At 66.9% G+C, this 25,719-nt stretch carries 21 protein-coding genes; 6 read left to right on the top strand and 15 right to left on the bottom strand.

Features of this window, described 5'->3' with window-relative positions:
- Window positions 1–2 precede the first annotated feature (2 nt).
- The 3 genes from PV773_RS09570 to PV773_RS09560 are packed head-to-tail and all read left to right on the top strand — an operon-like array spanning window position 3 to window position 2,240.
- A complete protein-coding gene (locus tag PV773_RS09570; protein WP_347966136.1) occupies window positions 3–461 on the top strand; it encodes a MaoC family dehydratase in 459 nt (152 codons plus the stop codon).
- Between the two features lie 32 nt (window positions 462–493).
- A complete protein-coding gene (locus PV773_RS09565; RefSeq protein WP_347966135.1) occupies window positions 494–1,129 on the top strand; it encodes a nuclear transport factor 2 family protein in 636 nt (211 codons plus the stop codon).
- Window positions 1,110–2,240 carry an NADH:flavin oxidoreductase gene (locus PV773_RS09560; protein ID WP_347966134.1) on the top strand — a complete coding sequence of 377 codons (1,131 nt, stop codon included), beginning with the start codon at window positions 1,110–1,112 and terminating at the stop codon, window positions 2,238–2,240. Before PV773_RS09565 ends, PV773_RS09560 begins: the two co-directional genes overlap by 20 nt.
- Window positions 2,241–2,394: 154 nt before the next feature.
- On the opposite strand, the gene PV773_RS09555 is transcribed toward PV773_RS09560, so the two are convergent.
- The 13 genes from PV773_RS09555 to tagH form a co-directional block, all read right to left on the bottom strand.
- Window positions 2,395–3,462 (bottom strand): helix-turn-helix transcriptional regulator, encoded by a 1,068-nt coding sequence (locus PV773_RS09555; RefSeq protein WP_347966133.1) that lies wholly within the window; start codon window positions 3,460–3,462, stop codon window positions 2,395–2,397.
- A gap of 405 nt (window positions 3,463–3,867) precedes the next feature.
- A complete protein-coding gene (locus PV773_RS09550; protein ID WP_347966132.1) occupies window positions 3,868–5,085 on the bottom strand; it encodes an ABC transporter substrate-binding protein in 1,218 nt (405 codons plus the stop codon).
- 149 nt (window positions 5,086–5,234) lie between these two features.
- The gene (locus PV773_RS09545; protein WP_347966131.1) at window positions 5,235–5,765 is read right to left on the bottom strand and encodes an MFS transporter; all 531 of its coding nucleotides are present in this window, start codon (window positions 5,763–5,765) and stop codon (window positions 5,235–5,237) included.
- The gene (locus PV773_RS09540; RefSeq protein WP_347966130.1) at window positions 5,747–6,487 is read right to left on the bottom strand and encodes an MFS transporter; all 741 of its coding nucleotides are present in this window, start codon (window positions 6,485–6,487) and stop codon (window positions 5,747–5,749) included. Before PV773_RS09540 ends, PV773_RS09545 begins: the two co-directional genes overlap by 19 nt.
- 169 nt (window positions 6,488–6,656) lie before the next feature.
- Window positions 6,657–7,973, bottom strand: a complete 1,317-nt coding sequence (rimO, locus tag PV773_RS09535) for a 30S ribosomal protein S12 methylthiotransferase RimO (protein WP_347966129.1) — start codon at window positions 7,971–7,973, stop codon at window positions 6,657–6,659.
- A 189-nt stretch (window positions 7,974–8,162) separates the two neighbouring features.
- Window positions 8,163–8,855, bottom strand: a complete 693-nt coding sequence (locus tag PV773_RS09530) for a TerC family protein (RefSeq protein ID WP_347966128.1) — start codon at window positions 8,853–8,855, stop codon at window positions 8,163–8,165.
- 180 nt (window positions 8,856–9,035) lie between these two features.
- Window positions 9,036–9,374, bottom strand: a complete 339-nt coding sequence (locus PV773_RS09525) for a hypothetical protein (protein ID WP_347966127.1) — start codon at window positions 9,372–9,374, stop codon at window positions 9,036–9,038.
- 127 nt (window positions 9,375–9,501) lie between these two features.
- Window positions 9,502–11,823, bottom strand: a complete 2,322-nt coding sequence (locus tag PV773_RS09520) for a M23 family metallopeptidase (RefSeq protein WP_347966126.1) — start codon at window positions 11,821–11,823, stop codon at window positions 9,502–9,504.
- Window positions 11,820–12,197, bottom strand: coding sequence for a DUF1036 domain-containing protein (locus tag PV773_RS09515; RefSeq protein WP_347966125.1), 378 nt, complete (start codon window positions 12,195–12,197; stop codon window positions 11,820–11,822). The genes PV773_RS09520 and PV773_RS09515 overlap by 4 nt, the downstream gene beginning before the upstream one ends.
- 88 nt (window positions 12,198–12,285) lie before the next feature.
- Window positions 12,286–13,047 carry a protein phosphatase 2C domain-containing protein gene (locus PV773_RS09510; RefSeq protein WP_347966124.1) on the bottom strand — a complete coding sequence of 254 codons (762 nt, stop codon included), beginning with the start codon at window positions 13,045–13,047 and terminating at the stop codon, window positions 12,286–12,288.
- A 124-nt stretch (window positions 13,048–13,171) separates the two neighbouring features.
- Entirely contained in the window at window positions 13,172–16,705 is a 3,534-nt protein-coding gene (gene tssM / locus PV773_RS09505) for a type VI secretion system membrane subunit TssM (protein ID WP_347966123.1), read from the bottom strand.
- Window positions 16,702–17,937 carry a type VI secretion system protein TssL, long form gene (tssL, locus tag PV773_RS09500; protein ID WP_347966122.1) on the bottom strand — a complete coding sequence of 412 codons (1,236 nt, stop codon included), beginning with the start codon at window positions 17,935–17,937 and terminating at the stop codon, window positions 16,702–16,704. The genes tssM and tssL overlap by 4 nt, the downstream gene beginning before the upstream one ends.
- Window positions 17,938–18,357: 420 nt before the next feature.
- A complete protein-coding gene (gene tagH, locus PV773_RS09495; protein ID WP_347966121.1) occupies window positions 18,358–19,449 on the bottom strand; it encodes a type VI secretion system-associated FHA domain protein TagH in 1,092 nt (363 codons plus the stop codon).
- A 200-nt stretch (window positions 19,450–19,649) separates the two neighbouring features.
- Between tagH and tssI the strand changes: the two genes are divergently transcribed.
- From tssI to PV773_RS09480, 3 genes are read left to right on the top strand one after another with little or no spacing between them, the layout of a single operon-like run.
- Complete coding sequence (gene tssI / locus PV773_RS09490) at window positions 19,650–21,977, top strand: type VI secretion system tip protein TssI/VgrG (protein ID WP_347966120.1); 2,328 nt, start codon at window positions 19,650–19,652, stop codon at window positions 21,975–21,977.
- Between the two features lie 10 nt (window positions 21,978–21,987).
- Window positions 21,988–22,410: a DUF6484 domain-containing protein gene (locus PV773_RS09485; protein ID WP_347966119.1), complete on the top strand. Its 423-nt coding sequence runs from the start codon at window positions 21,988–21,990 to the stop codon at window positions 22,408–22,410.
- An 8-nt stretch (window positions 22,411–22,418) separates the two neighbouring features.
- Complete coding sequence (locus PV773_RS09480; RefSeq protein ID WP_347966118.1) at window positions 22,419–23,582, top strand: hypothetical protein; 1,164 nt, start codon at window positions 22,419–22,421, stop codon at window positions 23,580–23,582.
- Window position 23,583: 1 nt separating this feature from the next.
- Here the strand turns inward: PV773_RS09480 and PV773_RS09475 are convergent, their stop codons facing one another.
- On the bottom strand, window positions 23,584–24,633 hold the full coding sequence (locus PV773_RS09475) for a hypothetical protein (RefSeq protein WP_347966117.1): 1,050 nt from the start codon (window positions 24,631–24,633) through the stop codon (window positions 23,584–23,586).
- Complete coding sequence (locus tag PV773_RS09470; protein ID WP_347966116.1) at window positions 24,630–25,718, bottom strand: DUF2169 domain-containing protein; 1,089 nt, start codon at window positions 25,716–25,718, stop codon at window positions 24,630–24,632. Before PV773_RS09470 ends, PV773_RS09475 begins: the two co-directional genes overlap by 4 nt.
- Between the last annotated feature and the right edge of the window lies 1 nt (window position 25,719).

Below are 25,719 nucleotides of genomic sequence, written 5' to 3'. Positions count from 1 at the left end.
CGATGGGCCTCGTCTTCTCCTCGCCCGACGAGGCGGTGGCGGCGATCGGCCAGAACCTCGGCTCGACCGACTGGCTCGTCATCGACCAGGCGCGCATCGACATGTTCGCCGAGGCGACCGGCGACCACCAGTGGATCCATGTCGATCCTGATCGCGCCAAGAACGGCCCGTTCGGTGGCACAGTGGCGCATGGCTGCCTGACGTTTTCGCTGATCAACGGCTTCCTGCCCGACCTGTTCAAGGCGGAAGGCATGAAGATGGGCATCAACTACGGCTGCGACCGGCTGCGCTTCCCAGCACCCGTGCCGGTGAACTCCAGGGTTCGCGCCACTGGCGAGCTGGTCAGCGCCGAGCTCCTGCCCGGCAACGCCGTGCAGACGACCGTGCGCGTGACCATCGAGATCGAGGGATCGGTGAAGCCGGGCTGCGTCGCCGACATGGTCGGCCGCTACTACTTCTGAGGCGCGCGGCGCTTCGGCCACCGGAGGTGATTATGGACAAGACGAGCGACGCGCAGGCCGAGATCCTGGCGCGGCTGGACAGGCTCGAGTCGCGCGACGAGATCCGCCAGCTGATTTCCAAATATTCGCTGGCGCTCGACATGCGCGACATGAACGCGATGGCCTCGCTGTTCGCGCCCGACGTCAAGGTCGGCGGCGGCAAGTCGGGCAGGGCGGCCCTGCGCGACTGGCTCGACGAGACCATGCGCAAGCAGTTCGACGGCACCTCGCACCATGTCGGCTCGACCATCATCGAGTTCGTCGACGCCGACAATGCGGTGGGCGTCGTCTATTCCAAGAACGAGCACGAATGCGGCGCCGAGTGGGTCATCATGCAGATGATGTACTACGACCGCTACGAGCGCATCGACGGCCGCTGGTTCTTCCGCCGCCGCCAGCCGCTCTACTGGTACGCCACCGACCTCAACAAGCCGCCCGTCGGCTCGCGCAAGATGCGCTGGCCGGGCCGCGAGCCCTATGAAGGCTCGTTCCACGACCTGTTCCCGTCCTGGAAGGAATTCTGGGCGCGCTCCGGTCCCGACGAGGCGCTGCCGGAACCGGCGCCGCTCGAAGCCTTCATCGAAACCATGCGCAGAGGCAATGAGATCCGTGGCAACCGTGTGCGCTGAGAAGACTACCGACGGGCAGATCGCCGACAGGCTGTTCAGGCCGATCAAGCTCGGCGGCCTGGAGCTGTCCAACCGCATCGCCATGGCACCGATGTCGCGCTATTTCTGTGCCGACGGCGTGCCGCACGAGAAGGTGTCGGCCTATTATTCGCGGCGCGCGCTGAACCAGGTCGGGCTGATCCTCACCGAGGCAACCTATATCGGTCATCCGACGGCGCCGAGCTACGAGGGCGTGCCCTATTTCGCCGGCGAGGCAGCTCTGGCCGGCTGGGCCAAGGTGCGAACGGCGGTGCATGCCGCCGGCGGCAAGATCTTCCCGCAGCTCTGGCACACCGGCAGCTTCCGCAACTCCTCGATGGCGCCCCAGCCGGGCGTTCCCGGCGTCGGGCCATCGGAAAACCTCAACGCCTTTACCGGCCATGCCGAACCGACCAAGGCGATGACCGAGAAGGAGATCTTCGAGGTCATCGAATCCTACGCCGAGGCCGCTGAAGCGGCGCAGCGTCTGGGCTTCGACGGCGTCGAGATCCACGGCGCGCATGGCTACCTGATCGACGAGTTCTTCTGGGCGACTTCGAACCGCCGCACCGATCGTTATGGCGGCAATCGCCGCGATCGCACACGCTTTGCCGTGGAGGTCATCGAGGCGATGCGCAGCCGCGTCGGTCCCGATTTCCCGATCTCGTTCCGCTATTCGCAGTGGAAGCAGCAGGACTACAAGGCGGTTCTCGGCGAAACGCCTGCCGAACTGGCCGATGTGCTGGAGCCGCTGGTCGATGCCGGCGTCAGCATCGTGCATTGTTCGACACGACGCCTTTGGGAGCCGGGCTTCCCGGCCGAGAACGACATGACGCTCGCCGGCTGGACGAAGAGGCTCACCGGATTGCCCGTCATCGCCGTCGGCGGCGCCGGGCTGGACCGCCCGGGACTCAATGCCGCCGAGGCCACCTCGCTCGAGGTGATCGAAAGGCCGCTGGCACGCGACGAGTTCGATATCCTCGCTGTCGGCCGGGCATTGCTCGCCGATCCGGCCTGGGCGCTGAAGGTCCGGCAGGGCCGGGCCCACGAAGGGGTGGGCTACTCCAGGGAACAGCTGAAATCGCTGTTCTGACCGAGAAAGGCGCCGTTCGCGGCGCCTTTTTGTTTGCGGCGACACCGGTCATTCCCAGCCATTCACTGCAGCCAGCAAAAAAAGAAGCGCCGGGGACCTGGTCCACCGGCGCTTTCAGCTTGGGTTGACTGGTTGGGAGAGAGCGGCCTGGCCCCTACGCCGCCTGGCGCGGACCATGGCCGAGGATGACGGCGCTGTTGAGCACGAGCCGCACGAGCTCGGTCTGCCGCGTGATGCCGCTCTTGGAGAAGATCGAGCGCAGGTGGGCACGCGCGGTGTTACGGCTGATGTCGAGCGAGCTTGCGGCGTCCTCCAGCGACAGGCCGGCGGTCAGGCGGCGTGCGACGGCCGCCTCGGCCGGGGTGAGGTCGAAGAGCTGGCGCACGAGATCGCCCTCGACTTCGGAATTGGCCTCAGGGTCGCGGATGTACACCGCAACCGCCGAATTGGCCGCTGCCGCGTTGTCCTTGCTGCCGCGGATCGGCCGGACGATGACGCCGAGATTGCGCGAGCCCGACTGCTTGGTCAGCGACAGCCCGCGCGAGACGGTACCCTCGTCGTCGGCCGCGCTCTGCATGGCGATCTTCACCAGGTTCTGGAAATCGCGGTCTTCCTTGGCCGAGGTGGCGCGCAGGCGATTGCTCTGGACCTGCAGCCCGTCGCGGGTCTGCAGCAGCTTGAGCGCCGCATCCGAAGCGCGGACGATCTTGCCCGAATGGTCGAGGATGACGACGCCGACATAGAGCTTGTCCATGACGTCGGAATAGAGCCTGCGCTCGACCTCAGTGGCGCCCATCCGCCACGACGTTTCGACACCCCGGACGAGTTGCGAGACGAGGATCTCGCAGACGGAAGCCGCGTCGTCGTCGAATTTTGCGCCGGCACGGTCGCGGAACACCCAGAGCGTGTAGCGCGCGGCGTCGTCGGCGGTCACGTGCGTCGCTGTCATGGGCTGGCAGCGTTCCGCCAGATAGGCGAGCTGCGCCGGGCGGGCGAGGGGAACGCCGGCGGCGTCCAGCATCGGTTCGTTGATTTCGGTGAACGCGTAGTAGGTCTCGCCGGTGCGTGTCCGGTCTTCGATCACCAGCACTGCGGCATAGGCATCGAACTGCTCGCGGATGAGTTCGAGCGAGCTGCGCAGCGGCTTGCCGTTGAGCAGGCTGTCCGAAACCCTGTTCAGGAAATGGCCGAATTCGACGATGGAGCGGGCGTGAAAGGTCATCTTAGGCTCTCCCAAATATCCGCCGCACGAGCGTGCGGTATCCTTGCCCGGCAGCGCCGTCGCGCCGGGAGGTCAAACGAGAATGAGTTCGTGGTTCAGGCGGGCGTAGGGCCTGCCCGGACTTCGGCTTTCAGGATGGTGGGAGGAAGCTGGGTCGCGCCTGCGACCGGACAAGCGGTGACCCAACTGACATGCGCATGCTGCTCGGTCCGGTCATCGCGCTTCCTCCCGAATGCGAAATGATTAACATCGACACAATGTCATTAAATTGACGGTGTGTCAAACGATGAGTGACATGCGTGGAATTTTTGACATGGTGTCAGCAGTGGAAAACGCCCTCTCTGCAAAGCAAACGGGCCGGGTCTCGCGACCCGGCCCGTGATGTGTCTGATCCGCGGTGGCGTTTCAGTCGCCGCAGTTGGCGCGTTCGACCAGCCCGTCCTCGCGCGGCTTGTAGGGGTTCTTGACGACCTTGATCGATTCCGGCGCCGGCAGGAAGTGGCTCTTGGCGCTCGCCTGGATGGGGCCAGTGAGCATTTCCACCTTCGAGGCGTTCTCCTGCAGCCAGGCTGCGATCGACGGACCGTCGGTCTTGCCCGAGCCGTTGATGGCCGCCGCCAGCACGATCGGCTGGATGTAGTAGGGGATCAGCGCCGAGGCGCCGCCCATGCGGTCGACGTCGGCTACCTGCTCCCTGGCGCGCTTGACGAACTTGGCGAAGGGCGACGCGCCGACCGGATCGTTGGCGCAAAAGGTCATGCCGACGAACTGCACGCTGTAGACGTCCTTGAAGGCTTCCTCGCCGACGACCGCGGCATTGCCGACCGCGTAGTTGGTCATGGTCTGGTTGGCCAGCACCGGCACGTCCCAGCCGATGTCGGCGCGGTTTTCGAGCAGCTTGCGCGAATCGTCGCCGATCGAGTTGATGAGCAGGATCGCCTCGGCGCCCGAACTGCGCATCTGGAACAGCTGCGGGGTCATGTCCTCGGTGCGGAAGGCGAATTCCTGCACGGCGGTCGGCTCGACGCCCTTCGACTTCAGGTAGTCGACGATCTCGACCACGGCGGCCTTGGACATGCCGCCATTGTCGGAGATGAGCGCCAGCTTCTTGAGCTTGAGCACGTCGATGGCGAAGTCGATGTTCGGCTTCATCTGGTTCAGCCCGGTGACCGAGCCCGAGAAGTGGAACGGACCGGCTTCGGGGGTGAGCTGGGTGGAGGCGGCCGACGAGACCTGCGCGATCTTCTTTTCCGTCGCGACCGGCACGACCGGGATCGTCTCCTGGCTGGTGGCCGGGCCGACGAGGACCTGGACCTTCTCGTTCTCGATCAGGCGACGGACCTCGCTGACGGCATGCGTCGGGTCGGTCATGGTATCGCCGAGCACCAGCTCGGCCTTCTTGCCGAGGATGCCGCCCGCGGCGTTGATGTCCTCGATCGCCAGCTTCCAGCCGACTTCGGCGGTCTTGCCGATCGATGCGCCGCCGCCGGTGAGCGACATGATGCCGCCGATCTTCATCGTTTCCTGCGCCGGGGCATTTCCGACCGAAAGGGCCAGCGCTGCCGCCGAGGCCATGCCGATGGTCAGACGTCTCGTAATGGAACCATTCCACTGGAAGTGCATGCGTTTCTCCTCCGCTTACTTCGACCGACAGCAGTCACGACCGTCGGTCCCAAGGCATCGTCCGCTTGGACGATGGAGCGCCGGGGCAGGCTGAAATCGTTCAGGTCGCGCTAAAATAAGATGTCGCCAATGTGCCAAATGGGCCACGCTCAGCGCGGTGGCAGCTTCCTGGCGACGACCGCTCGTGCCAGCTCAGGCTCCGGCAGCTTTCGCCATGCCAGCCAGGCAAGTATCGCTCCGAGCCCCATCAGCGGTACCACGACCGACATGCCTCTCACGGCGTCGCCGAGGAGGCCCGCGAGCACCGTGCCCGCAAGTCCGCTGCCCATCTGCATGAAGCCGCTCAGCGACGCGGCTGCGCCGGCATTGTCCGGAAAGGCGGCGACGGTCGCCGCCGACATCGCCGGCATGACGAACGAATTGCCGAAGACGAACATCGCCATCGGAACCATGACCGAGGCGAAGGTCGGTTCGTACAAGCCCAGGCAGATTGCCATGGCGAGTGCGCCGAGGCCGCTGGTCGCCAGACCGACCGGGACCATGCGATAGGCGCCGTAGCGCGGAATGAGGCTGCGCATCACCAGTGAACCGGCGATGAAGCTGGCCGACTGGAACAGCATCGCCAGGCCGAACTGCGCCGGCGTCAGCCCGAGCCGATCCATCAGGATGAAGGGCAGCACTGTCGCCTGCGTGTAGTAGGCGCCCAGCGTGCCGGCGATGACGAGGCTGGAGAACAGGAAATAGCCGCTGCCGAGCAGCTTCCCGTAGGTCCTGATGACCGCTTCTGGCCGTGCCCGGCTCGGATCGCGTTCGACGGTTTCGCCAGGGCGAACCTGACCGTCAGCAGGGCGGCGATACCCATCAGGAACATGATGGAGAAGATCGCATGCCAGCCGGCGATCTGCATGACCAGCCCGCCGATGGTCGGCGCCAGGGCCGGGGCCAGCGCAAGGATGAGGGTGATGAGGTTCAGGATGCGTGCGGATTGCTCGTGGGCGAACAGGTCGCGCACGATGGCGCGCGAGAGCGAAAGCCCGACCGCGGCTCCCGCCCCCTGCAGCAGGCGCGACAGGATCAGCACCTCGATGGAGGGCGCCAGCAGCGCGCCGAGGCTGCCGACGAGGTAGATGCCGAGGAACGCCAGCGTCACCGGCTTGCGGCCGAAGCCGTCGGCCAGCGGGCCGCAGACGAGCTGGGTGACGGCGAAGCCGGCGAAATAGAGCCCGAGCGTCATCTTCACCGCGTCCTCGGTCGTGCCGAAGGCATGCACGATCTCCGGCATCGCAGGCGTGAAGAGCGACAGCGAGGCCGGGCCGAGCCCGGCCAGCACTGCACTGACGATGGTCACGCGCCGCTCGCTCATCACGCCGGCCGGACGCTCGCTGGGATGGTCGTATTTCATGGCGCAGGCCTCCGGCTGGAATGGACGGCAGGCGCCTGTGCGGCAGAGTGCCTATGTCCAATTCCAACCACGGCCGCGAAAGATCATCCGCCGTTCGGACTATCCCGGTGCCGGCTGCCAGCCGACGGCCGAAAAGAAAAGGGCCGCTGCTGCGGCCCCTTCTTGGAGGTCAGACGGCCTGGCCGTGCAGGTCGTAGGCGTCGGCGCGCTCGACCTTGACGGTGACGATGTCGCCGACGCGCAGCGGGCGGCGCGACTGGATGTGCACCGATCCGTCGATCTCGGGCGCGTCGTATTTGGTGCGGCCCTTGGCCATGGTGCCGTTGGCCTCGTCGATGATCACCGGCAGGCGCTTGCCGACCTTCTTCTGCAACTGGGCCGCGGAAATCTTCTGCTGGCGCTGCATGAAGCGGTGCCAGCGGGCTTCCTTGACCTCTTCAGGCACCTGATCGAGGCCGAGGTCGTTGGAGCGGGCGCCCTGGACCGGCTCGTACTTGAAGCAGCCGGCGCGGTCGATCTTGGCTTCGTCGAGCCAGTCGAGCAGCATCTCGAAGTCTTCCTCGGTCTCGCCCGGGAAGCCGACGATGAAGGTCGAACGGATGGCAAGGTCCGGGCAGACGTCGCGCCAGCCGCGGATGCGCTCGAGCGCCTTTTCGCCATGCGCCGGGCGACGCATGTTCTTCAGCACCTGCGGCGAGGCGTGCTGGAAGGGAATGTCGAGATAGGGGAGGATCTTGCCGTCGGCCATCAGCGGGATGACATCGGCGACATGCGGGTAGGGGTAGACATAGTGCATGCGCACCCAGATGCCGAGTTCGCCGAGTTCCTGCGACAGGTCGAGGAATCTTGCGCGGACCTCGCGGTCCTTCCACGGGCTGGTCGCATATTTGATGTCGATGCCGTAGGCGCTGGTGTCCTGGGAGATGACAAGCAGTTCCTTGACGCCGGCATTGGCCAGCTTCTCGGCCTCGCGCAGCACGTCGGCCGCGGGCCGCGAGACGAGGTCGCCGCGCAAGGCCGGGATGATGCAGAAGGTGCAGCGGTTGTTGCAACCCTCTGAAATCTTGAGATAGGCGTAGTGGCGCGGGGTAAGCTTGACGCCCTGTGGCGGCACCAGGTCGGTGAACGGGTCGTGCGCCGGGGGCGCAGCCTCGTGCACGGCGGCCATGACGCTCTCATAGGCCTGCGGGCCGGTGATGGCGAAGACGTTCGGGTGCTTCTCGCGGATCAGTTCGGGCGTGGCGCCCATGCAGCCGGTGACGATGACCTTGCCGTTCTCCTTCATCGCAGTCCCGATCGCGTTGAGCGATTCATCGCGCGCCGAATCCAGGAAACCGCAAGTGTTTACGACCACGAGGTCGGCGCCGTCGTGCTTGCGGGCGATCTCGTAGCCCTCGGCGCGGAGCTGGGTGAGGATGCGTTCGGAATCGACGAGCGCCTTCGGGCATCCGAGGCTGACAAAACTGACGCGGGGTGCTGCGGTCATAGGCGGCTTCCAATGGACGCGGGCCGGCTACCCTGGGGTCCGGCCCGGAAATCTTGCGATGTATCGATCTGTTCGCTCTGGCACGAGCTCAATTCGGGCGGCGCAATAGCACAGTTCTGGCTTCAAGCAAACCGGCGGATGCGGCATGCGAAACGGGCCGGGTTGACCCGGCCCGCAAATCCCGTCGCCTCAGTGGCCGCCGGCGGTCGGCCCGAACCAGGGCGCCAGGAAGGCGAACTGCTCGGGGAACTGCTGCACGGCGCCGTCGAGCAGCATCTTGACCGCGACGTAGAGGATGATCAGCAGGCCGATATAGGCGATCCAGCGGAACCTGTGCAGCAGGCGGGCCACGAAGGAGGCGGCGAAGCCCATCAGCGCGATGGACAGCGCAAGACCGATGATGAGGACCGTCGGGTGCTCCATGGCCGCGCCGGCGACGGCCAGCACGTTGTCGAGCGACATCGAGACGTCGGCGATGACGATCTGCCAGGCGGCCTGGGCGAAAGTCTTGCGCGGCCCCTTGCTGGCGACGGTTCCGTCCTTGTCGTAGTCAACGTCGGAGAGGGCTTCGGTCGCGGCTTCTTCCTCTTCGTGGCTGACGCGCAGCTCGCGCCACATCTTCCAGCAGACCCACAAGAGCAGCAGGCCGCCTGCGATCAGCAGCATCGGCCCGATGGCCAGCAATGTTTGCGTGATCAGTGCGAAGATGATGCGCAGCACGGTGGCGGCGCCGATGCCGACCAGGATGGCCTTCTTGCGCTGGTCGGAGGGCAGGCCGGCTGCAGCGAGTCCGATGACGATGGCGTTGTCACCTGCCAGAACCAGGTCGATGGCAATGACCTGCAGAAGGGCCGAAAAGCCCGCAGCCGTGAATATTTCCATGAGACGAGACCTCTCCGTAGCGCGTCAGGAATGGGGCTATAACGCGCAAAGCTTCGCCGTCAACCGACAAGCCGGACGTTTTGGCGAATTCGCGCAAAACTGCGGGAATGCTGACGCCAGGCTGACGAAAATTGGTGAAAAACGGCCTTTTTCGGCTGCGATCCGCAGCCGGCCAGATGCTCAATCGCAGACGTATCTGACCCGGCCGCCGGCGCCGGCGACGTTGCGGCAGGACAGCGGCTTGTCCGCCTGCGCGGATGCCGGGGCCGCGGTTCGGCGGGACGGAGCAGCGTGCGGACGACCTTCCTGCTCGACGAAACGGATGTCCTGCCCGGTCGGGAAGGTCGACGCCTGCGCACGCTCGGCGGCGGCGCGCCTGGCTTCGTCGTCCTGCCAGAAGCGTCGCGAGTCCAATGGCCTCGGGATCACCACCGTGCCGTCGGACGAGCGGGCGCAGCCGCTGAGTGAGACGGCAAACAGTAGGGTCGATAGCGCAAGGACAAGTCGCGAGAGCATCATGATGGATCTTCTATAGCCTGCCGCATATCCTTGGAAAAGACCAACATTACAGTAAGTTGCGCAAAGAACTGCATGCCGTCGCCGTGACGGGGCGGTTGAGCCTTGCCAACGAGATCGCGCCGCGGGCTCAAAGCGCGTTCTCGGCCAACGTCAGGGTCGCCGCGATGACCTCCTTGTACTTCTCGAACTCCGGCGAGGTCTGGCGGATTTCCTGCACCGGGGGACTGGTCGCGGTGGGCTGTGTCGGCGGTGCCCTGCCGCGCATCTTCTTTTCCGCCCATGCCACGACGTAGCTGGCGTTCTTGCCGGTCAGGAACGGGTTCGCCTTGATGACGCTCGCCCCCAGCAGGTCGACCAGCATGGCCTCCTGCGGCGCGGACAGCACCTGGCTTGCGCCCTCCATGCCGAGGAAATGCGCCAGATAGAGCCGCCCGGCCGTGATCTGGTGGCCGCGCGCCTTGAGATAGGCCTCGCCCTCCCGTGCCAGGTTGCGCACCATTTCGCGCGAGATCGTCGGATCGAACCGCAGCGCCAGCAGTTCTTCGGTCGAAAGCGATTTCGCCAGGTCGGGCCGATAGGTGTTCATCATCCGCAGCCAGGTCTTGCTGATGAACTGGCCCAGGCCGGTCGCCGAGGAGAGGGGGTTCTTGGCGGTGGCGCTGCCTCCGCTCTCGACGCGGACGATGCGGTCGGTGAGCAGTTCGATGGCCGAGTCGTCCGTGGCCACGACGGTCACGTTGCCGAGCGGGTCGACGGCCTGTGCGTCCTGGTAGAGCTCGAAATGCAGGTGCGGCCCGGTCGACAGGCCCGTGGTGCCGACATAGCCGATGACGTCGCCGGCCTTCACCGATGAACCGACGCCAATTCCGGGCGCAAAGCTCTGCATGTGGGCATAGCGCGTCTCGCGGTTGCCGGCATGGGCGATGCGAACGAGGTTGCCGTAGCCCTTGCCGTCACCCTGGAACACGACCTGGCCGTCGAAGGCGGCCGCGATCGGGGTGCCGACGGGTGCTGCCCAGTCCACGCCCTTGTGGATGCGGACGGTCTTGAGGATCGGGTGCATGCGCGGGCCGAAGGTCGAGGTCATCACCCCCTTGACCGGGGTGAACAGGCCGCTCGTGGCCGCCAGCGAGCGAACCTGGTCGTTCTGGCTCACGCAGGCGAACTGCCCGTCGGACTGCTGGAAGACGAAGCACTCCAGGCTCTTGCCCGCGCCGCGCACGCCGACATAGAGCACCCTGCCGCTCAGCCCGTCCTTGCCGCGGGCGGTGTCCGAATACATCAGCACGAGGCGCTGGTCCTCGCTGGCGAAGGCGTTCAGGTCCTCGCCGCGCGAGAGATACATGATGGCCTCGCCCAGCACGCCGGTCGGCACCTGGTTGCGCGCGGCCGTCGAATAGATGGCATCGAGCAGCCGGTACTGCCGCTTGCGCCCGCCGGTGTCGGGGACGCCCGAATAGTTGAAAAGGTCGTCGCGCACCCATGGATCGACGCCGGAGGCGAATTGTCCGGTCGAGGCGCGCGCCAGCGTGCCGACGAACTTGTTCCTGGCGTAGATGGAGACCTGCATGAGGGCGAGCGCGGCATTGCGCCGGGGCCTGAAGCCGCGCATGGCCACGACATAGCCCGGCTCGAGCTTCTCCATTCTGAACAGCGATTTCAGCGAGGCGCCTGCCAGCGTCGCCTCGTCGGCGGCGAATTTCGCCTCCGCGACCACGCTGTCGAGGCTCCGCTCGGACAGAACCTTGACGAAGATATCCTCCGTCGCCTCGAAGCGGTCCTGTTCCGATGCGACCGCCGCCACACTCGTGTTGTTTTCGACCGCCGTCTTCTGGAAGGCGGGCAGGGCGGCTTCGCCCTCGTCGATCGTCTCGCCCCAGCCCGCGCTCAGGTCCGCATCCGGGCCGGCCTCCGCCTCGGCGTCGCCGGGCCGCAAGGCCTCGTCTTCAGGCATGCCCGCTTCGGGAAGCGCAGGCTGCACCGGCGAACCTCTTTGCGCCTGGAAGAACGCGAAATCCTCCTGCGACGAGGGAATCGCCGTCATGAAGCGCTCGCTCGAGCTCAGCATCGCGTCGGAGAGAAACTCGATCCGGGGCGATATCCCGTCGTCCCCAAGGTCGGCCGGCCTCGCGATCCTGCGCCGCTTCGTGTCGCTGCCCGCTTCGCGTGCGAGGTTGATCCACATCGGATCGCCGGCCAGGTCGACGATGGCAGGTACATAGACCGGGGCATCGGCGGGAACGATGTCCGCATCCTCGGAAACCTGCAGGTCGCCTTCATATTCCTCGACCGGCTGCAGATAGCCGGAAAGCAGATAGAACGCGGCGCCGACAGCGACCAGCGCCAGGACCGCCACCGCCGCCAGCGCCCGGCGCAAGCGCGCCCGCCGTTTCCTGGCCGCCCGATCCTGCTTGCGCATCCGGAAGCTCGAGTCGATGCCATGCGTCATGGCGAAGCCCCGGTGAGGAAGAAGGTCCACCGGACCTGGGCCTGCGTGTCGACTTCCTGGAACCGCGCCGCGATGTGCCCGCGCAGCCAGCACTCCTCGATGCCGCGGATGGTGAAGCGCCGGCGCTCGACGCACATGTCGGTCGTGCCGGCGAGGATGGCATTGCCGAAGACGTCGGTCGCGTAGACGTAGATGAACCGGTTGGTCAGTTCCTCGCGGATCACGTTGACGCACTGGTTGGCGCCGATGGTCCACCACCCATCGGTCTGGAAGGCGCCCTCGACCTCCTGGCCGACGGCGAGGTTGACCACGTCGAGCGTCTGGTTGCAGACCGTGAATTCGGCTTCAGCCCTGGTTGGAAACCACAACAGCATCAAGGCGATGGCGGCACTTGCTGATCCGAATCGCAGCAGCCGGCCTTCAGCTGCCGGCCCGGACGTTTCGGTCTGCCGCCGCCAGCCCCTAGCGGCCTCCCTCCGAAGGCTTGGTCTCAGCACTTGCGCCCCGCATCCGCACCAGCACGATGGTCACATTGTCGGTTCCGCCGCGCTCCAGAACCTTCGCCAGCAGCGCTTCGCAGGCTGCCTGCGGCCCGGCGGAACTCGCCGCCGATGCGATCTCCTCGTCCGACACATGCGCGGTGAGCCCGTCCGTTCCCAGCACGAAAACGTCGCCGGGTTGGATGTCGCCCTGGCGGAAATCCACCGTGATGTCGTCGCTGACGCCGATCGCCCGGGTGATCACGTTGCGCCGCGGCCACCTTCGCGCCTCCTCGGGTGTGATCGCGCCGCGGTCCACCAGTTCCTGGACTTCGGTGTGGTCGTGCGAAACCTGCACGATCGACCCGTCGCGCACCAGGTAAAGCCGACTGTCGCCGAGCCACAGTCCGGCAAACTTGCCGTCCATGGCCAGCAGGGCAGCCACCGTGGAGCCGATGGTGACGCCGCGCTTGGCAGAGATCTGGCGGATTTCGGCATGCGCCTGCCGCAGCCGGTCCTCGAAACGGGCGCGCAGGTCGGGCGCCGAGGAAGCGATGCCGATTGTCGCCAGATGGTCGACGATACAGGCGGAGGCGATCTCGCCCGCGTCATGGCCGCCCATTCCGTCGGCGACCACCCACAGGCCGCTGCGCGGCTCGATCAGATAGCTGTCTTCATTGGTCTGGCGGACGCAGCCCTGGTGGCTTACGCCGAAGCTCTCGAAGAGGAGGGCGACATCGGTCAATTGCGTCGGCGCTTTTCGGGCGCCCCTCTACGGTACGGTCTCCCACGCGCAGACCCACTCTGCCACAGAGGCGGGGAATGGAATATCGAAATCAGCAGTCCGGCCGGTACCCCCATCGGAGGAGTCACAGCCCGTCCGGACAGCTGAATTCGGAAAAGGCCGGCAGTGCGAACGGATTGCCGGGCGGGTTCGTCTGCAGCCGGTAGGCGACGTCGCGCCCACCGATCACGAAGCGCAGCTCAAGATCCTCGCCTGTGGGTGTCGCGGTCGCCGCGTCGAGCAGGCGCTTCAGGGCCCAGGGGCCTTCGAACTTGAGGGCGGACTCGCGCCCCGGCAGCTCAGGCGTCAGGCTGAGATGGGCCGTTCCGGCCTGTAGGCTGCCCGGCCAGGTCACCACCCCGGCGCTGCTGCCGCTCTGGTAGCTCTGCACGATCTGGCCGTTCACGTCGAGCAGGGCCATGTCGGCATCGGTGTGCAGCGAAAACGGCATGAAGGTGAGGTTGACCGACGGCATGGAGCCGCCGAGCGGAAAGAACGCATCCCTGATCGCGGCGGCCCGTTGAAACTGCTTCAGGCTCGCCACCGATAGCCCGCGGCTGGTGGGGTTGTCCTGCCTCCACGACCATTCGGTCCCGGATGTGTCGGCGAGCGAAGCGAGGTTCTGCGCGAAGAACCGGTCCATGATGCCGCCCGGGGCGAAAAGCCTGGCGAAGTCGGCGATCGGCACGTCGTTCGCGGCGCCGGCCGCGAAGGGAAAGCGGTTGGCGATCGCCTGGTCGCATGCGGCGCTGACCGTTTCCTTGAGCGCGCTGTCCAACTGGGCGACCGACGCCGAAGCCACGTCGACCTCGAACTCGTCGGCGGCAGCACGGACCATCCGCGCCAGCGCCTTCGGCAGGCGGGATGCGTTGATGCCGAGGTTGGAGATCTGCATGCGCAGGTTGGCGTTCGCCTGGCCGGCCTGGGCAGGTGCTGCGGCGGATATCGCAAGGCTCTGCTGGATCGCGCGGAAGTTCTGGATCAGGGCATCGATGGGCCGCTGCCCCGGTCGGCCGTCGACCAGGAGCTGGAACAGCCGGAACTGCGCCTCGATGTTGGCGCCCAGCACCTGTCCCGCTTGCGTGGCGGTGCCGGCGCGGTTTGCCGACTTCTGACCGGCAACCTCGATGCCGATGCGGGCCAGGCCGTCGGCGCGCGCCGCGTCCATGGCAGGCGCGTTGCGGGTGAGGGCGGTCTCCCGGGCGATAGCCTCGAACAGCTGTGCGAGCGGCGAGTTGGGAGCGCCCGCCGCCGACAATGCCAGGTAGTCGGGCTTGTCCGCGGCCAGCGGCTTGAATTTCAGCCGGTCGAGGACGTCGTTCCAGGCCCTGGCGAAGTCGGCGCTGTAGCGATCGAGAAGCTCCGGGCCGAGCCGCAAGAGGTCCTGTTCGATGTCACCCTGCTCGCCGCCCGCGCCAATCACCCAGCTGTCGTCCTGAAGCCGCCCGGCGATGTCAGCGAGTTGATCGAGGTAGACGTCGTGAAAGCCGGCATAGGTGTAGATGCCCGGAACGCGCAGGCTGGAGAAGTTGCTGCCGTCGACGGTCTCGAACACCAGCGAGGCCTCGGGGCCGCTCCGCGCGGTGACCGAAAAGTCCTCCGGCGCTTTCGCCGATGTCGAAGCCTGGATCAGCGCCGCGGCCCGCTCAGCGACCGTCATTTGGCCGAGCGAGCGCTGGGCTGCCTCCACCAGCTGCCGGTCGAGCGCGACCGCCGAGCCATAGGCATCGTCGAGCACGAGCATGGCGCGAAGGTGCCGTTCGAGCGCCATCCGGCCGTCGCGGTTCTGCGGCCCGGGATAGAGGTTCTGCTCCCAGTCGCTGGTCAGCCAGGCGACCACCGCTTCGTCATCGTTGCGGGGGGCCCTGCCGCCCAGCATCAGGTAGGTCTTCAGCGGCTCGTAGAGCGCGGCGGGATCGTTCATCCGCTCGGCGATGATCTTCTCCAGGTGGACAAGCAGCCTGGGCCGGAACAAGCGCTCCAGCGCCTGCCTGTAGGCGCTCACCGAGGCGGACTGCAGCCGCGCGCGCTGGCTGAGGCCGAGCGTTTCCCGCGCCGGTACGGCCTGCTCGCTGGTTTCGTAGCCGACGGGAAGATTGCGGGCGGCCTCCAGCGCGTCGATCACCGTGCCCAGGTCCGCATCCGCCACGGTTACGGCCGCGAGCTGGGCATCGGCGGTGGCCCTGAGCTGCTCCGTCGACTGCTCGGTGCGCTGGATCAGGTCGCGATTGGCCTTGAAGCTTGCCCCCAGGACCCCGAGCGCTGCCAATGCCGCAATCGCGATCCCGCCGATGGCAAGCGAGCGGCCGAGGCGCGCCCGCCTGTCGGCCGAACTGTCGAACGACACCCAGCCGGACTCGCCGAACACCACCTTGGCCAGCAGGTCGTGCAGGAAGAAGCTCTTGCCGGTTCCTGACAGCTGCGGCCGCGGCGCGCCGGCGAGACCTCTTTCCATCGCCCCCAGCACGCGGTCGATCGGCGTGCCCTCCTGGGTGCCCGAGGAAAAATAGAAGCCACGCAGGATGGCGCCGGCCTGCTGCCGGGCTGCAAAGACCGTCGCAATGAATTCGGTGCAGTGCCGTTCGAGCGAGGCGAACTGCGCCGGAAAACCGAAGATCGCGATCCGCGAGACCGGATCGGCCTCGTCCTGCAGCCGATCCGGCAACTCTTCCCCAAGGCGCTGGACGAGCGCCCGGAACTCGCCCGGCACGTCGCCGGGCGGGTTTTTCGTGCGGTCGGGGCTCTGGAAGGTCGCTCCCCATACCGCTCGCCTGCGTTGTTCGTCGAAATCGCCGAAATAGTCCATGAACCCGGCGATCAGGTCTGCCTTGGTGAACATCACATAGACCGGAAAGCTGATCTTCAGCGTGTCGCCTATTTCCTGCAGCCGGTTTCTGATCTCGATCGCGCGGGCCTCCGCTTCCTGGCCACCGGCGAGCATCAGGTCCGAAAGGCTGATGGCGACGACCACGCCGTTGATCGGCTGCACGGCGCGGTGCTGCTTGAGCAGCGACAGGAAGGCCAGCCAGTCGCCGCGATCGCGCTCCGGATCGGAATCCTGCGTTGCGTAGCGCCCGGCGGTGTCGATCAGCACGGCGTTGTCGGTGAACCACCAGTCGCAGTTGCGCGTGCCGCCGACGCCGGGCACTGGCTGGGCCGTGCCGGACACCGCCAGGGGAAAATTCAGTCCGGAATTGACCAGCGCCGTCGTCTTGCCCACGGCCGGGGGACCGATGACGAGATACCACGGCACCTCGTAGAGGAAGTTGCGCCTGCCGCTGGCCCGCCTCAGCTTGGCGATGGCATCCTGCATGCCCCTTTCCAGCGCCCGCGCGTCGCCCGCGGCGTCGAACGGACGCGAAACCGCCGCTTCCAGCGCATGCTGTGCCTCGCGGGCCCTGAACAGGCGAAAGAACTGGTAGCCGCCAATCATTGCGATGGCCGCGCCGATGAGCGAAAGGCGCACCCACGTCGAGCCGAGCGGACGCGCTTCGCCGAAACCGATCAGCGGACCCGCGTACCAGACGGCTGCGGCAAGACCTGCGAGGGCGAGCGCGCTGATCACCGGCATCAGCCAGTTCGCCGGCGCCCGTGTTTTCGGGCTGCGGCGCGCGCTCACTGGCTGGCCTCCCTGCGGATCATGACGTCGACACGCCGGTTCTTGGCCCGGCCCTCCGGCAAGGCGTTGTCCGCGATCGGCTCGTCCTCGCCCTTGCCCTCGACGGTGATGCGCGACGGGTCGCCGACGAGCGGCGCAAGCAACGTGGCCACCGCCTGCGCGCGGGCGACCGAAAGGTCGTAGTTGGATTTGAACGGGCTCGTCCGCCCCGGCCGCAGATTGTCGGTATGGCCAACGATGCGGACAGGTCCCTGTTCGGCTTGCAGGGCGGCGCCGATCCGCGCTGCCACCGGGGCGAATTCCGGCTTCGTGTCGGCGCCGCCGGGTTCGAACAGCAGCCTGTTGTCGATGGCCACGACGATGAAGTCGCCCCTTGGATCGACCTTCAGTGCGCCGCTTTCGATGTCGGGGGCGAGCGTGCCGCGGATGCGCTCGATCTGCGAGGTCACGGGTGGCGCCGGCTCTTCCTCCGCCGGAGGTGCTGGCATTGCCCGCTCGATGGTTACCTGAGCGGCGGGCGCGAGCGCAAGCAGCCGGCCGGCGAGGGCCTCGCCTTCGTCGGTGACTTCCGCCCGCATCCAGAAGAATGCGCCGGTGACGGCAGCGATGGCAGCCGCGGCGATCGCCCATAGAGGCAGCCGCCGCGAACGCCTTGCCGTCGCCGTCGACTGGCCTTGCCATCGCGGCGACAGGTCGATGCCGTCGCGCGGCCGGAAATAGCGGAGCGCGTTGAACACGTCCTGCCGAACCGGCTCGAGGCTCTGCCCGCCCCGCGCCGTGCCTCGATAAGGCCCCTCGAAGCCCAGCGACAGGCAGGCATGCATCAGTTCGAGCAGGTCGCATCGCTCCTCCGGCGCCCCGAGCACCGAGTTGAGGGCGTCGAGGAAGCCGTTGCCGGGCGCTTCGAGCTGGTAGAACCGCCGCAACAGGCTGTGCGGTTGCCAGGCGTCCCTGCCGATGCCCGGCAGGTTGCCCGCAATGTCGTCGGCGGTCTCGCAGAGCACATATTTGGCGATGCGGGCGTCTTCGTCGGCGACATCGGCCTCTGCCGCGCTGTGGTCGAATGTGTCGACGAGCTCGCCCAGGTGCCGGCCAAGTTCCTCTGCGCCCGCCTCGGGACCGGCAAGGCGCAAGCGGCCGAGCATCATCAGCAGTGGTGCCGCTGCAGCGATGAGCGGGTTCGAAGCCGGAAAATCGACGCGATGGTAAATGTCGTAGGAGGGCCGCTGCAAGTGTTCAGCATCAGCCGCGGAGCGCTTGCCCCGCCGCCGGTTGCCGTCCTGAAATCCGGGCCCGTGAAACACCGCGCCCGAACCCTCCGCCGCCGGACTGGCTGCGTAGAAGATGGTCGAATCGGAAGGAGCGGCCGGCGGGCGATCACCGCCAGGGCTCCGCGCTGCACGATGCGGCGCGGAGCGAACGATGGTCCTGCCGCCGGAGCCGGAAGGATCGTCCTTCGAACTCATCGCCGATCACCCCGTTCTCGTGCGGCGGTAATGCCTTGCAGCCGCAACTTCCCGCAGGCCGCACGCGCCGGAGGTGAGCCATCCTCGCTCCTTCGGCCCGCCGCTCGGAACCATGGTAGTGCAAGCAATTGGCGATGCAACGGGCATGCGCGCCGGCTGCCGGCAACGCTGGAAGGGGTCGGAGCGCTACTTGTGGCCCGCGGATTTGGCGTAGGCCTCGGCGAAGTAGGCAAGGAAGACGTCCAGCATGCCGTTTTCGTGAGCGTCCTCCTTTGCTTCCCACGTCGCCACATAGGCATCCCAGGCGCGCCCCTTCTTCGAGACGAACGATGGCGGCGCCTTGCGCTCCATGGCCTCGGGCGACAGCTCAGAGAGCAGCCGAGACAGCGCCGCCTGCATGGCGGCGTAGGTGGCGATTTCGTGCGACTTGAGATCGCGGAATGCATCTTCGATGCTGCGCCGCGCGTCGAGATAGCCGGCATGCCGCCGCGCGAACATGATTTCGAGGATCTCGTCCGCACGCGGAATGAACTTGAGCGGATTGTTGTCCGCGCCGCCGATCATGGTCCGGTGGCTGCTCTTGGCCAGCGCCTTCGCCGCGGCACGCGCCTTGAGCAGCTGGGCAAGCTCGTCGACGACCGCGCGCAGCACCGAGCCGATCTCGGCCGCCACGTCCTGCGGGTCGCGTTGGGTGAATACCTCGGGTGCCACGCCGGCGCCCGCCGCGATCAGCCTGAGCAGTTCCGTGGCGTCGGCCTGCGGCCGGGCAGGAGTGCTTTGTGGCGCCGGAGATATCTGCCTCGCCTCTGCGGCGGGCGTTGCCCTCGCCGGGGGCGCGGGCCGGGCAGCCGGCGGTGCGAAGAACGGGTCGACGGCCTGCGGCGCGGGCGAGGGGCCGAAGTCCCCGCCGCCGTGGTAGGGCGCGCTGGCCCATTCGCCTGCGCCGACCGCATCGGCCTGGCGGTCGTCCTCGATCGACACGGCAACGATGTAGCGGCCGATCCAGATGCGGTCGCCGTCGCACAGGCGGTAAGGCGAGGCCAGGCGCTCGCTCGTGCCGTTGACGAAGGTGCCGTTGCGTGAAACGTCGTGCAGCCAGAAGCTGCCGCCGTCATATTGCACCTGGCAGTGCAGGCCCGAGATGAAGAGATTTGGATCGGGCAGGTTCCAGTCGCGCCGCTCGCGGCCGATTTCGAAACTTCGGCCGTTCGAACTGAAGCTGATCGGCCCGCCGTTCGGCAGCCTGTCGACATTCTCGATAGTCAGACTGATGAACATCCGAATTTGCCCGCCAGATCTCCGGTAGCCAGCAGCCTCGTTGTAAATCTGCTTGTCATTCTAGCAGTTTGCGGCCCGTCGAGCACAGCGGCATTTCAAATGGCCGCATCCAGCGCCATCCGACCGGCATTTTGGCCGCCCGATAAACTTATGCTAAGCTTCCAGGGAAGGTCCGGCCGTCCCTGGAGAGGCACGACGCCATGGCTAACGATCGTGCGACAGTGGTCCGGACACCCCTTGGCGCCGATACGTTGACCTTCACCCATCTCACCGGCCGGGACGAGGTGAGCCGCTGCTTCGGCTATACCGTCGGCTTCGTGAGCCCCGATCCCGACATCGACCCTCTCGAGATGCTGGGCGGCGCCGTTTCGGTCGAAGGCGAATCCGACCCCAAGCGCTGGTTCAGCGGCCTGGTCTCGGAGTTCCGTCTCACCCGCATCGAGGACCGGCTGGCCTATTACGAGGCCATGGTCAGGCCGTGGCTCTGGTTCCTCGGCAACACCACAGACTGCCGCATCTTCCAGAACATGACGGCAATCGAGATCGTCGAGAAGATCTTCTCGAAATACGGCGCGGCGAAGTTCGAGAAGCGGCTGCAGGGCTCCTATCCCTCGCGCGAATATTGCGTCCAGTACGACGAGAGCGACCTCGATTTCGTGCAACGCCTGCTCGAACACGAGGGCGTCATGTACTTCTTCGAGCACGGCGACGGCGAGCACAAGCTGATCCTCGCCGACGCCATGAGCAAGCTGAAGCCTTCGCCCGGCTACGAAAAGGTTCCCTACCACTTCGAGGGTGAGGTGACGCGCCGCGACGTCGAATACATCACCGAATGGGTGCCCGGCAGTTCCGTCCGGCCCGGCGCCTACGCCCATACCGACTATGACTTCCAGAAGCCCGGCGCCGACCTGATGGCCAAGTCCGAGCAGGCGTTCGGCCACAAACTCGCCTCGGGCGAGCATTACCGGCAGCCCGGTGCCCATCTCGACGTCGGCCGCGGCGACGCCATCGCCTTGCTTCGCCGCGAGGAACTGCAGGCGGTACACCAGCGCATCGCCGCCGCCGGCACCGTGCGCGGCCTTTTCTCCGGCTGCACCTTCAAGCTGGAAAACTTCCCGCGTGACGACCAGAACCAGGAATATCTGGTGCTGAGCGCCGAATACCGGATGTTCGATCCGAACTACCGGGCAGGCATCGACACCGAGGGAGAGAATTTCACGGTGGTTCTGGGGGTGGCGCCGACGAGCCTGCCTTACCGGCCGCCGCGCATCACGCCCCGCCCGATCATGCGCGGGCCGCAGACGGCGACCGTGGTCGGGCCGTCGGGCGAGGAGATATTCACCGACAAATATGCCCGCGTGAAGGTGCAGTTCCACTGGGACCGCGAGGGCAAGAAGGACCAGAACAGTTCCTGCTTCGTGCGCGTCTCGCAGACCTGGGCCGGCAGCGGCTACGGCTTCATCCAGATCCCGCGCATCGGCCAGGAGGTGATCGTCGACTTCATCGAGGGCGACCCGGATTGGCCAATCATCACCGGGCGCGTCTACAACGCCGCCCAGATGCCGCCCTATGGCCTGCCCGGCAACGCCACGCAGTCGGGCTGGAAGTCTGACTCCTCGAAGGGCGGAGGCGGCTATAACGAGCTGATGTTCGAGGACAAGGCCGGCTCCGAACTGGTCAATTTCCAGGCGCAGAAGGACCACAAGCTGCTGGTCAAGCATGATCGCACCAAGCTCGTGCAGCACGACCAGTCCGACCGCATCGATCACGACGCCAAGCATTCCGTCGGCCACAATCTCGATGAGGACGTCGGCAACAACAAGACCGTCAAGGTCGGCGTCGACCAGAAGACCGACATCGGCTCGAACGATACCGAGACCGTCGGCAAGAACCGATCGCTGACCGTCGGCTCCAACGAGACCATCAGCATCGGCTCCAATTCGACCGAGACCATCGGCGCCAATCATGCGCAGACGGTGGCAATCGCCCAGGCGATCACCGTGGGTGCCGCCCGCGTCGACACCGTCGGTGCAACCGAGACGCGCAGCGTCGGTGCTGCGCAGACCAACACCATCGGCGCCACCCGCTCGGTGAGCGTGGGCTCGGGCCAGAGCCACCAGATCGGCGCCTCCGACAAATGGACCGTCGCCGCCAGCCAGGAGGTGACGATCGGCGCCGACCAGAGCTTCACCGTGGGCGGCGGCCACTCCTCTCAGGTCGGCAAGGCACGCCTGGCCAGGATCGCGGCGGACGAAGGCGTCGAGGTCGGCGGCGGCTACTCGCTGAAGGTCGCCAAGGCCAGCACCGTCAATGTCGGCGAAGACGGCGTCATGAAGTTCGGCAAGAAGCTCTACATCGAGGCGGCCGACGAGATCACGCTGAAATGCGGCGACGCCAGCATCGTGCTCAAGAAGGACGGCACGATCAGCGCCAAGGGCAAGGACATCAGGCTCGACGGCAGCGGCGACATCGACGTCAAGGCCGACGGCAAGACCAAGATCAAGGGCAGCAGTGTTCACAACAATTGAGGGCCAGGCGATGGACGTTGTGGAGAGAATTGACGGCGTGGTCATCGGGCTGTTGATCGGCTTCGATGGCGACCAGCCACTCGTCGTTTTTGTGGGCAACCCCAGCGACACCGCGCTCAAGGCGCGCAGCCTCGCCGCCCTCGACGGTTCCGCCGTCGGCTCGGAAGTGGCGCTGCTGTTCGAGGCGGGCGACCCCTCCCGGCCGCTCGTGGTCGGACGGATCGTCGATCCGCGCCGCGATCCGCAAACGGTCGAAGCGCTGCGCGACGGCGACACCGTGATCCTCGACGCACGAGACCGCATCGAACTCAGGTGCGGCCTGGCATCCATCATCCTCGAGAAGAACGGGCGCGTCTCCATCCGCGGCACCCAGCTCAACAGCCATGCGACGGGCACGAACCGCATCCGTGGGGCGGCCGTCCACCTGAATTAGCCGAGCCGATGCAGCGCCTTGCCACGATCCCGGCCATCGTCGAGCAGCACGCCGAGGACGCGGCCTTCCTCTGGTCGCGGCGGCGGCGGGAGATCGACGGGCCGCTTCTGGGCGAAGCCGACATCGGCCGCATCGACCAGCGGCTGGATGCCAATCTCGAGGGCCTGTTCGCCTCGGGCGAGGCCGCATGGGAAATGGCGAAGGCGCGTTTCTCCGACTATCCGGAAGCCCCTGAACTCTTCGTCATGGCCTGCCTGGCGCTCCATTGGGGTTCGGAAAGGCCGCTTGCCGAGGTGATGGAGGCGGCAGCGTCGCTCGGCGAGGCCGGCACCACGGGCATGTCCGGCGCCATTGCGCGGACGCCGCGCGAACAACTCCGGCCCTTCGTCGCCAAATGGGTCGATAGCCCCGAAACGATGCTCAAATGCATCGGCCTCGCGGCACTCTGGCATTACCGCGCCGATGCCGGGCCAAGGCTCGGCGACCTCATCGCGAACGGCCAGGCCGAGGTCCGCATCCGGGCGCTGCGCCTGGCTGGCGCGATGCGCCGCCGCGATCTGGTCGCTGCGGTCTCCGAGCGCCTCGCCGCCGACCAGCCACGGGAGCGGCTGGCGGCCTCGGCCGCCGCCTGCCTGCTCGGCGCGGGCCACATGGCGCTGCCGGTTCTCGACGAACTGCTCGCCTCGGCAAGCGTCCCCCCGGCCGAAGTGATCGACATGCGCCTGCTCACCTCGTCGCGAACGGCAGCCAAATCCTGGCTTCAGAAATGCCTGACCGAACCGTCCTTGCGACAGCCGGCGATAGCCGCCCTTGGCGTGCTCGGCGACAGGTCGGTGGTGCCGTGGCTGATCGAACGCATGAGCGAGCCTCGGTCCGTCTGGACGGCGGGCCTCGCCTGGCGCGACCTGTTCGAGGTCGATTTCAACGACACCGACGTCTTCACCGTCGATCCGGCGCCGCTTGGCGACGGTTTCGCCGAGATCGAGGAGACGCCGCTTGCCGTGGCCGACCGCGCGAACGCCTGGTGGGACGAGGGGCGGGGACCCGGCAGGCATGCCCCGTTCCATTCGATGCGCCGGCAGCGGCTTGACGCCATGCGCGCCGCTCTCGAGAATCCCGGCCTTCCCCTGGCCGACTGGCGGCGTACGCGGCGCTTTCCCGCCTGGATGTAGCTCAGGCCGACCTGACCTGGCTGACCAGTGCCGCGGCGCGAAAGCCGGCTTCGGACGCGACCTCGCACATCGCCACCGGACCGGGCGCATAGCCGGCCGCAAGGCTGTCAGCCGCGACCAGCAGGGCGAGTGCTCCGCCGGCAGCACCCGTCTCGCCGACGGTCATCGCCGGGTAGGCGATGGGCAGGATCTCTCGCCGCGTGCGGTAGAAACGCGACCGCGCGATGTTCGCCTCCCAGCCGCCGTAACGTTCGCCATTGCCGTTGCTGACCACAAAGACGATGTCGGGTTCGCGCGGCCCGTTGCCGGTCCCGTTCAGCGCGGCCCGAAGCGAGCCGAGCAGCGCCTTGCCCTGGCTGTAGCGCTCGGTCAGGACGGAATCGGCCTCCGGGGCAAATCCGGCACCGTGAATGGCGGCAAGGCCTGGCGACTTCGGATCGGGGCGCGATTGCAGGCAGACGAAGGCCGCGGCCTCTCCGGGCACGAGCCCCTGGGCATTGTCGGAGCCCTTCAACCGTCCCGCCTGGGCAAGCCGGGCGATGTCCCTGTCGTTGACCAGGCTGTCGACGCCGCCGAGCAGGACGCGCTCGACGCCGGGCTGGGCGAGGATCTCGGCCACCTGGCCGAGCACGCCGATGCCGGCCGCGGCACCGCCATCGATGGCGCGCGACGCTGGGTGGAACGGGCCGCCGCATGCGCGCGCGACCGCATCCAGGAAGCCCGAGGGATCGCGTTCCTCGAACGCCGGATGGTTCCTGAACTGCTCCGGCAAGGCCAGCATCAGCGCGCTGGAGCGCGGATCAGCCGCCGTCGGCGCGAGCGCATCCATGATGGCGCGCGCGGCCATGTTCACCAGCCAGTCCCACTCCGTGCTCCTCAGCGACCAGTGGGTCGGGATGCGCGAGACGATCTGGCTTTCGCCCATCGGCTCTTCCAGCAGGTATTCCTCGAACGCCGAGATCCCGGCGCGGATCGCGGCGAGCGTCTGCCGCCGGTTCAGGCCGGCGGGCGTCACAGCACCGCCGCCGCAGACATAGATCGGCCGCTTCATGGCAGCCACGCCGGACGGTCGGTGATGGTGCCGTCGGTCCCCCGCAGCGCGATGTAGTCCTTGCCCTTGAGCTTCGCCGCGATCAGCGCCGGCGTGACATGGCCGAAGACGATCTCGCGCAGCGCCGGTCGGTTGCGCCGCGCCGTCACGGCCACCCGCGCCTTCAGCGTCACCCGCAACATGTCGGGCTCGATGATGATCGTGTCCGGCTTGAAGACCTGGTCCTCGACGCGGTCGTCGAAGATCAGGCGGATGGGTGCCACCACGCGCGGCAGCCTGAAGCTCCAGCGGCCGCCGGGCGTGAGCCCGATCAGCGTGGCCTGCTCGCCGCCATTCAGATGCGGAAGCTGCTGGTCGGCCGGCGCCGCGAGATTGTAGCGCGGGTCGAAGTCCTTCGGCGGCAGCGGCCATTGCGTGTCGATCCAGGCCTGGTCGTAGGTCCCCGCCAGCGGCAGGCGCGGCTGCCACCCACGCCCGAGCGCCCCGAAACCCGCCGGCCGCGGCTTGTCCGAGGGGCTCGTGAACGGCTCGGCCGGGTAGGTCATGTTCGGCGCCTGCGTCCTGACCGCCGGATCGGCCGAGCGGGCATGGGCGAAACCCACGCCCAGCGGATTGCGCGGATCGGTCTTCTGGTCGGCGGTGGTCCCGCCATAGGCACGCTCGTAGACGATGGGCATCCGTGTGAACGGATGCGGGGCGCTGTAGCTGCCGGCGTCGTAGATGCGGTCGCCGACGACGTTGAGCACCTTCTGCAGCGGTCCGAATTTCACGCCCGCCTGCATTTCGCGGACCGGCTTGCCGTTCGGCGCATGGGCAGTGCCGTTGACGATGACGTCGACGCCGGGCTTCACCGCCGCGATGTCGGCCTCGTAGCGCGTCGATGAACAGGAAGGATCGCCGAAGAACACGTCGCCGAGCGTCACAGGCAATTGCTCCTCGGCCGGTTCAAGGGCGCTCATTTCGTCCACACCTGCAAAACTCGCCGAGAAGAGTCCCAGGAAGACCTCCTGGCCGTCCGCGTCCGGCAGCGCATAGGAGCCGACTGAAAAGGGGGTGCGATTCTCCAGCCAGACAGCGAAGCTCATG

Origin of the sequence: Mesorhizobium sp. CC13 (assembly GCF_039907765.1) — a bacterium.
Classification (GTDB): Bacteria; Pseudomonadota; Alphaproteobacteria; order Rhizobiales; family Rhizobiaceae; genus Aminobacter.
Note: the sequence above shows the minus strand (reverse complement) of the source record. Positions and strands in the feature narration are given on the sequence as shown.

Bases quoted from the DNA above. Each gene is read 5' to 3' on its own strand.
- PV773_RS09525 (WP_347966127.1), bottom strand. From the start codon at position 9,374: ATGATGCTCTCGCGACTTGTCCTTGCGCTATCGACCCTACTGTTTGCC.
- PV773_RS09480 (WP_347966118.1), top strand. From the start codon at position 22,419: ATGCAGCGCCTTGCCACGATCCCGGCCATCGTCGAGCAGCACGCCGAG.
- PV773_RS09470 (WP_347966116.1), bottom strand. From the start codon at position 25,718: ATGAGCTTCGCTGTCTGGCTGGAGAATCGCACCCCCTTTTCAGTCGGC.
- PV773_RS09475 (WP_347966117.1), bottom strand. From the start codon at position 24,633: ATGAAGCGGCCGATCTATGTCTGCGGCGGCGGTGCTGTGACGCCCGCC.
- PV773_RS09515 (WP_347966125.1), bottom strand. From the start codon at position 12,197: ATGCTGTTGTGGTTTCCAACCAGGGCTGAAGCCGAATTCACGGTCTGC.
- PV773_RS09555 (WP_347966133.1), bottom strand. From the start codon at position 3,462: ATGACCTTTCACGCCCGCTCCATCGTCGAATTCGGCCATTTCCTGAAC.
- tagH (WP_347966121.1), bottom strand. From the start codon at position 19,449: ATGTTCATCAGTCTGACTATCGAGAATGTCGACAGGCTGCCGAACGGC.
- PV773_RS09565 (WP_347966135.1), top strand. From the start codon at position 494: ATGGACAAGACGAGCGACGCGCAGGCCGAGATCCTGGCGCGGCTGGAC.
- tssI (WP_347966120.1), top strand. From the start codon at position 19,650: ATGGCTAACGATCGTGCGACAGTGGTCCGGACACCCCTTGGCGCCGAT.
- PV773_RS09485 (WP_347966119.1), top strand. From the start codon at position 21,988: ATGGACGTTGTGGAGAGAATTGACGGCGTGGTCATCGGGCTGTTGATC.
- PV773_RS09540 (WP_347966130.1), bottom strand. From the start codon at position 6,487: ATGAAATACGACCATCCCAGCGAGCGTCCGGCCGGCGTGATGAGCGAG.
- PV773_RS09570 (WP_347966136.1), top strand. From the start codon at position 3: ATGGGCCTCGTCTTCTCCTCGCCCGACGAGGCGGTGGCGGCGATCGGC.
- rimO (WP_347966129.1), bottom strand. From the start codon at position 7,973: ATGACCGCAGCACCCCGCGTCAGTTTTGTCAGCCTCGGATGCCCGAAG.
- PV773_RS09530 (WP_347966128.1), bottom strand. From the start codon at position 8,855: ATGGAAATATTCACGGCTGCGGGCTTTTCGGCCCTTCTGCAGGTCATT.
- PV773_RS09520 (WP_347966126.1), bottom strand. From the start codon at position 11,823: ATGACGCATGGCATCGACTCGAGCTTCCGGATGCGCAAGCAGGATCGG.
- PV773_RS09550 (WP_347966132.1), bottom strand. From the start codon at position 5,085: ATGCACTTCCAGTGGAATGGTTCCATTACGAGACGTCTGACCATCGGC.